The organism is Rhodopseudomonas sp. B29, assembly GCF_000333455.1.
Classification (GTDB): domain Bacteria; phylum Pseudomonadota; class Alphaproteobacteria; order Rhizobiales; family Xanthobacteraceae; genus Rhodopseudomonas.
This window is the reverse complement of sequence record NZ_BADD01000275.1, coordinates 1-3,678: the sequence shown is the minus strand read 5'-3', so window position 1 is coordinate 3,678 and position 3,678 is coordinate 1. Positions and strand designations below refer to the sequence as shown.

The following is a 3,678-nucleotide window of genomic DNA, read 5'->3' as shown; positions in this document are numbered from 1 at the left end:
TCCTGTGCACGCCCGCGTGCTCGGCGAATTCGGCGCAGTGTCGGTCGTCTCCGGCAATGTTCGTGGCCAGACCACGACGCTGCCGTTGCAGATCGAGCTCTTATATCAGGACTACAACGTCGCCGGCGCTTTTGCGGCGGCGACGACGCTGACCGGCGTCGCGCTGCTTACCATCCTGCTCAAGATCGTGCTGGAGCGACGAACGCGCGAGGCTTAGCTCTGGCGGCCGAACGCCAGCACATGCAGGCCGAGCCGGCGGCGCACGATCACGAACAGCAGCACGGTCTCGAACGTCAGCGCCGCCGAGGTCGAAGCGGCCGCGCCCATGCCGCCGAAGCGCGGCACCAGCACCAGGCACAGCACGAGATTGACCACGAACGACAACGCATAGGCCAGCGCGCAGACTTGTTGGTGGCCGAGCATGTTCAGCAGCCGCTCGACCGGACCGATCGCGGCGCGGACCACGAGGCCGATCGCGGCCACGAACATGATCGAATAGCCCTGCGTGAAATGCGGCCCGAACAGCCAGAGCAGCGGCTCGCCCAGCGCCAGCAGCAGCGCGGTGGCAGCGAGCGATGGCCAGAATGTCCAGACGATAGCGTGACGCACATAAGCGGCCAGCCGGGCGGTGTCGCCGGCGGCGTGATATTCGGTGAAGCGATGCGCCGTGGTGGCCGACATCGCGTAGTGAATGAACGACACCAGAGCCAGCGTCTTCACCACCGCGTAGTACACGCCGACCTCGTCGGCGGGCCGGAACTGCTGCAGCACCAGCACGTCGGTGTAGGACAAGAGCAGATAGAAGCCCTCGACCAGCAGGATCGGCAGCGATACTGCCAGCCAACCCCGCACGTCATAGGCGCGCGGCCCCGGCGCGATGTGGCCCGCGAGCCGGCGGTTGAGCGCGATCATCTGCCCGATCATCGCCAGCCATACCGCCGCGCAGCTTGCCGCCATGGCTGCAATCGCGCCGAGCTGAAAGCCGAGCACGAACAGGCCGGCGGTGAAGCCGATGATCAACGCCTGGCGGATGATGAATTGCGGCATCAGTCCAAGCCGCATCCAGTCGTGCGAGCGGGCGATGCCGTCCTGCGTATTGGCGACCACGAAAGCCGGCAGCGTCAGACAGCCGAGATAGAGCGGGATCACTTCCGCCGAGTCGATCAGGCCCGACAGCGACCACACAATCGCGGCGAGGATCAACGACACGGCGCTTGATGCGGCAAGGGTGCCCCAGCGGCTGCCGGAGAGGAAACCGCGGAGCCGGTCGAAATCGCCGGCCGCGCGATATTCCGGAATGATTTTCTGCGCCGAGGCCGAGATGCCGAAGTCCAGCATCGAGCCGAGCAGCAGCACCCAGGTCCAGACATAGACGTAGATGCCGTATTCGGTGCCGCCCATCCAGCGCGCCAGCAGGATCTGCGCGCCATAGGCCATGCCAGCACTGAAGACGCGGATCAGGAAGATCGTACCGGCCAGACGATTGGTGAGCGCGGCTTCGCTGGAGCCGCCGAACAGCTTGGCGAGCTTTGCCTTGAGGCCGGCAAGCGAGTGAGGGGCGGGGGGAGCGTCCATCAGCGCCAAAGCGGATACCTTCTGGGGATCGGCCGCGGCCTGCTGCCGCACCGGCCGCGCCGGCAATCTGCCTGCCTTAACAACCACATCTTAAGATTCGGTTGGGTCGAAGGCCGGCGTTTCGGCCCGCTTACGGCCCCAGATCACGGCAGTGTTGGTTCCCGCCGCCGTCGGATTGCGTCACAGTCGCGTCAACCGCGGTCGGAATCGTCCGATTGCCCCAGGATCGAGGCCTCCATGCGCAAGCCTGATAAGCGCCAGCTCAGCATGCTCGCCGGCGCCCTCATCGTCGCCGCCGCCACCGCGGCATTGCTCGCCACCGTCACTCACGAAGCCGGCTTCTCGACTGCCAGCGTGCGGGAGGGCGCCCTCAATGGTGCCAGCCTCGGCGTCGCGTTCCTGCTGGTGGCCGGCCTGACGCGCAAGCAGAAGAAGAAGGGCGGCAAGTAATCGCCGCGAGCGCGGTCCTTCGTCAGTCAACGGCGCATAGTTTGGCGTGACGTTACGCAGAGCCGCCGAGATAGCCGTGAACGGCTCTGCGCACCCGCGCGATCAGCCGATCGTGGTCCTGCTCGCCGCGTTCCCCGGCCGCATCGACGATGCCTCTGATGATCGCCAGCACATCCTGGGTCGCCGTATCGAGGTCGGGCTGCGGCGGGATGTCGGTGCCGCTCAGAACATCCCGCAGAATCGATCGTAGCCGGTCGGTGACACGTCTTGTGTCATGGTCGAATGGAAGCCGTGCTTCTTCCAGATCAATCAACCGCGCCAGGCTCGGCCGCCGAAGCTGGTGAGCGACTGCTGCCTCGATCAACCCGGCCAACGCATCCTGGCCGCTGGTTGCTGCCGACGCGGCTTCCCAATCGGCGATCAGCAGCGAGGTCTCGCGAACGATCAGCGCGCCGATCAGCGCTTCCTTGCCGGGGAAGTATTGGTAGAGCGATCCGATGCTGACGCCTGCACGTTCGGCCACCGCATTGGTGGTGAAGACGCCGAGTCCGCCTTGCTCCAGAATGCGAGCTGCGGCCTCGACGATCGCCCGAACGGTCTCGGCAGAACGTGCCTGCCGAGGCGATTTCCTCGGGAGCGGGCGCTGCTGCGGCGGAGGTTCAGCCATGGGATTCGGATGCGAGTAGTCAATGTGAGGATTTGCTCACATTCTACCGTCGTTCAACAACGACGCAAGGATCTCTCCATGACCACTCAGCAATTACCGTTCGAGCCGAGTCTCACCGTCTTCATGCTGGTCAAGACCTCGCCCGAATGGCTCGGTTTTCCGGTGGACCGCCGGTTTGAACTTCTCGCCGAGCAGTTCACGCCAATTCTGAAAAAGCACGCGGCCAAAGTCGCGCTGCGCTTCTTCGACGTCGAGTTCTACTCCACCCGCGTCACCGACATCTGGATGTGGGACGCCAAGGATCATCACTCCTACGAGCTGCTCGTGGAGGACCTGCGCGAGACCGCGTTCTGGGATCGTTACTTCGACATCGTCGAAATCCTGAGCGGCGTCGAAAACGCCTATGCCAAGAACTACGACCGGCCGACCATCACGGCCTGACGACATCGAGGACAGGCTTCGGCCTGTCTTCTTCCTTCGGGTGTTGGAGAAGGTGGCAGTTGGCTCGCTTCGTACGTTCGCGCGCGGAGCGAGAGGCTCGACCGCTTCACTATTTGCTGAGCAGCTATGCGTTGAGACGATGTCGTTCGTGCTGCGAGCAATCACGGCCGACATTTTTCTACGCGCGCAGGATGCACGCGTAGCCAACGACCAACGAGCGCGCGACGTGCGCTTCCGTATCGATACGGAGTGGACGCATTCTGAGGTCGACGAACGCCTCGTCCTGTGACGAAGTCACCGAGCGATTTGAATGCGTCTGACATTCTATCGCAGCAGCAGCGCCGCTTCGACCAAGCCATCATCGCCCGATCGGCCATCGACGGTATGTCTGCAACAGGGGCCCGGTCGTGATCGGGACTTCGCCGTCATGAGTCTGGACATCTCCCTGTCGGCCGCATGCGAAGCCTCGCATGCTCACTCTCACCGCATCGCTACGGAGCCACCGCCTGCGGCGGATCGGCTTCATCCTCGGAAGGATTCGGCCA

At 64.1% G+C, this 3,678-nt stretch carries 5 protein-coding genes and 1 pseudogene; 4 read left to right on the top strand and 2 right to left on the bottom strand.

The window, feature by feature from the left end:
- Positions 1-217: pseudogene (locus I5M_RS10075) on the top strand (sulfate ABC transporter permease subunit CysW); the annotation flags it as partial.
- On the opposite strand, the gene I5M_RS10070 reads toward I5M_RS10075, so the two are convergent.
- Positions 214-1,575, bottom strand: coding sequence for a lipopolysaccharide biosynthesis protein (locus tag I5M_RS10070; protein WP_040771650.1), 1,362 nt, complete (start codon positions 1,573-1,575; stop codon positions 214-216). The pseudogene I5M_RS10075 and the gene I5M_RS10070 sit on opposite strands and share 4 nt — an antisense overlap.
- Before the next feature lie 237 nt (positions 1,576-1,812).
- On the opposite strand from I5M_RS10070, the gene I5M_RS10065 reads away from it, so the two are divergent.
- Positions 1,813-2,025, top strand: a complete 213-nt coding sequence (locus tag I5M_RS10065; RefSeq protein WP_022721287.1) for a hypothetical protein — start codon at positions 1,813-1,815, stop codon at positions 2,023-2,025.
- Positions 2,026-2,077: 52 nt separating this feature from the next.
- Here I5M_RS10065 and I5M_RS10060 read toward each other — a convergent pair whose 3' ends face one another.
- A complete protein-coding gene (locus I5M_RS10060; protein WP_022721286.1) occupies positions 2,078-2,692 on the bottom strand; it encodes a TetR/AcrR family transcriptional regulator in 615 nt (204 codons plus the stop codon).
- A gap of 78 nt (positions 2,693-2,770) precedes the next feature.
- Between I5M_RS10060 and I5M_RS10055 the strand changes: the two genes are divergently transcribed.
- Both I5M_RS10055 and I5M_RS32685 read left to right on the top strand, forming a co-directional pair.
- Positions 2,771-3,133: a darcynin family protein gene (locus I5M_RS10055; RefSeq protein WP_022721285.1), complete on the top strand. Its 363-nt coding sequence runs from the start codon at positions 2,771-2,773 to the stop codon at positions 3,131-3,133.
- A gap of 139 nt (positions 3,134-3,272) precedes the next feature.
- Positions 3,273-3,422 carry a hypothetical protein gene (locus tag I5M_RS32685; RefSeq protein WP_159103989.1) on the top strand — a complete coding sequence of 50 codons (150 nt, stop codon included), beginning with the start codon at positions 3,273-3,275 and terminating at the stop codon, positions 3,420-3,422.
- Positions 3,423-3,678: the final 256 nt, after the last annotated feature.

Bases quoted from the DNA above. Each gene is read 5' to 3' on its own strand.
- I5M_RS10070 (WP_040771650.1), bottom strand. From the start codon at position 1,575: ATGGACGCTCCCCCCGCCCCTCACTCGCTTGCCGGCCTCAAGGCAAAG.
- I5M_RS10065 (WP_022721287.1), top strand. From the start codon at position 1,813: ATGCGCAAGCCTGATAAGCGCCAGCTCAGCATGCTCGCCGGCGCCCTC.
- I5M_RS10060 (WP_022721286.1), bottom strand. From the start codon at position 2,692: ATGGCTGAACCTCCGCCGCAGCAGCGCCCGCTCCCGAGGAAATCGCCT.
- I5M_RS10055 (WP_022721285.1), top strand. From the start codon at position 2,771: ATGACCACTCAGCAATTACCGTTCGAGCCGAGTCTCACCGTCTTCATG.
- I5M_RS32685 (WP_159103989.1), top strand. From the start codon at position 3,273: ATGTCGTTCGTGCTGCGAGCAATCACGGCCGACATTTTTCTACGCGCG.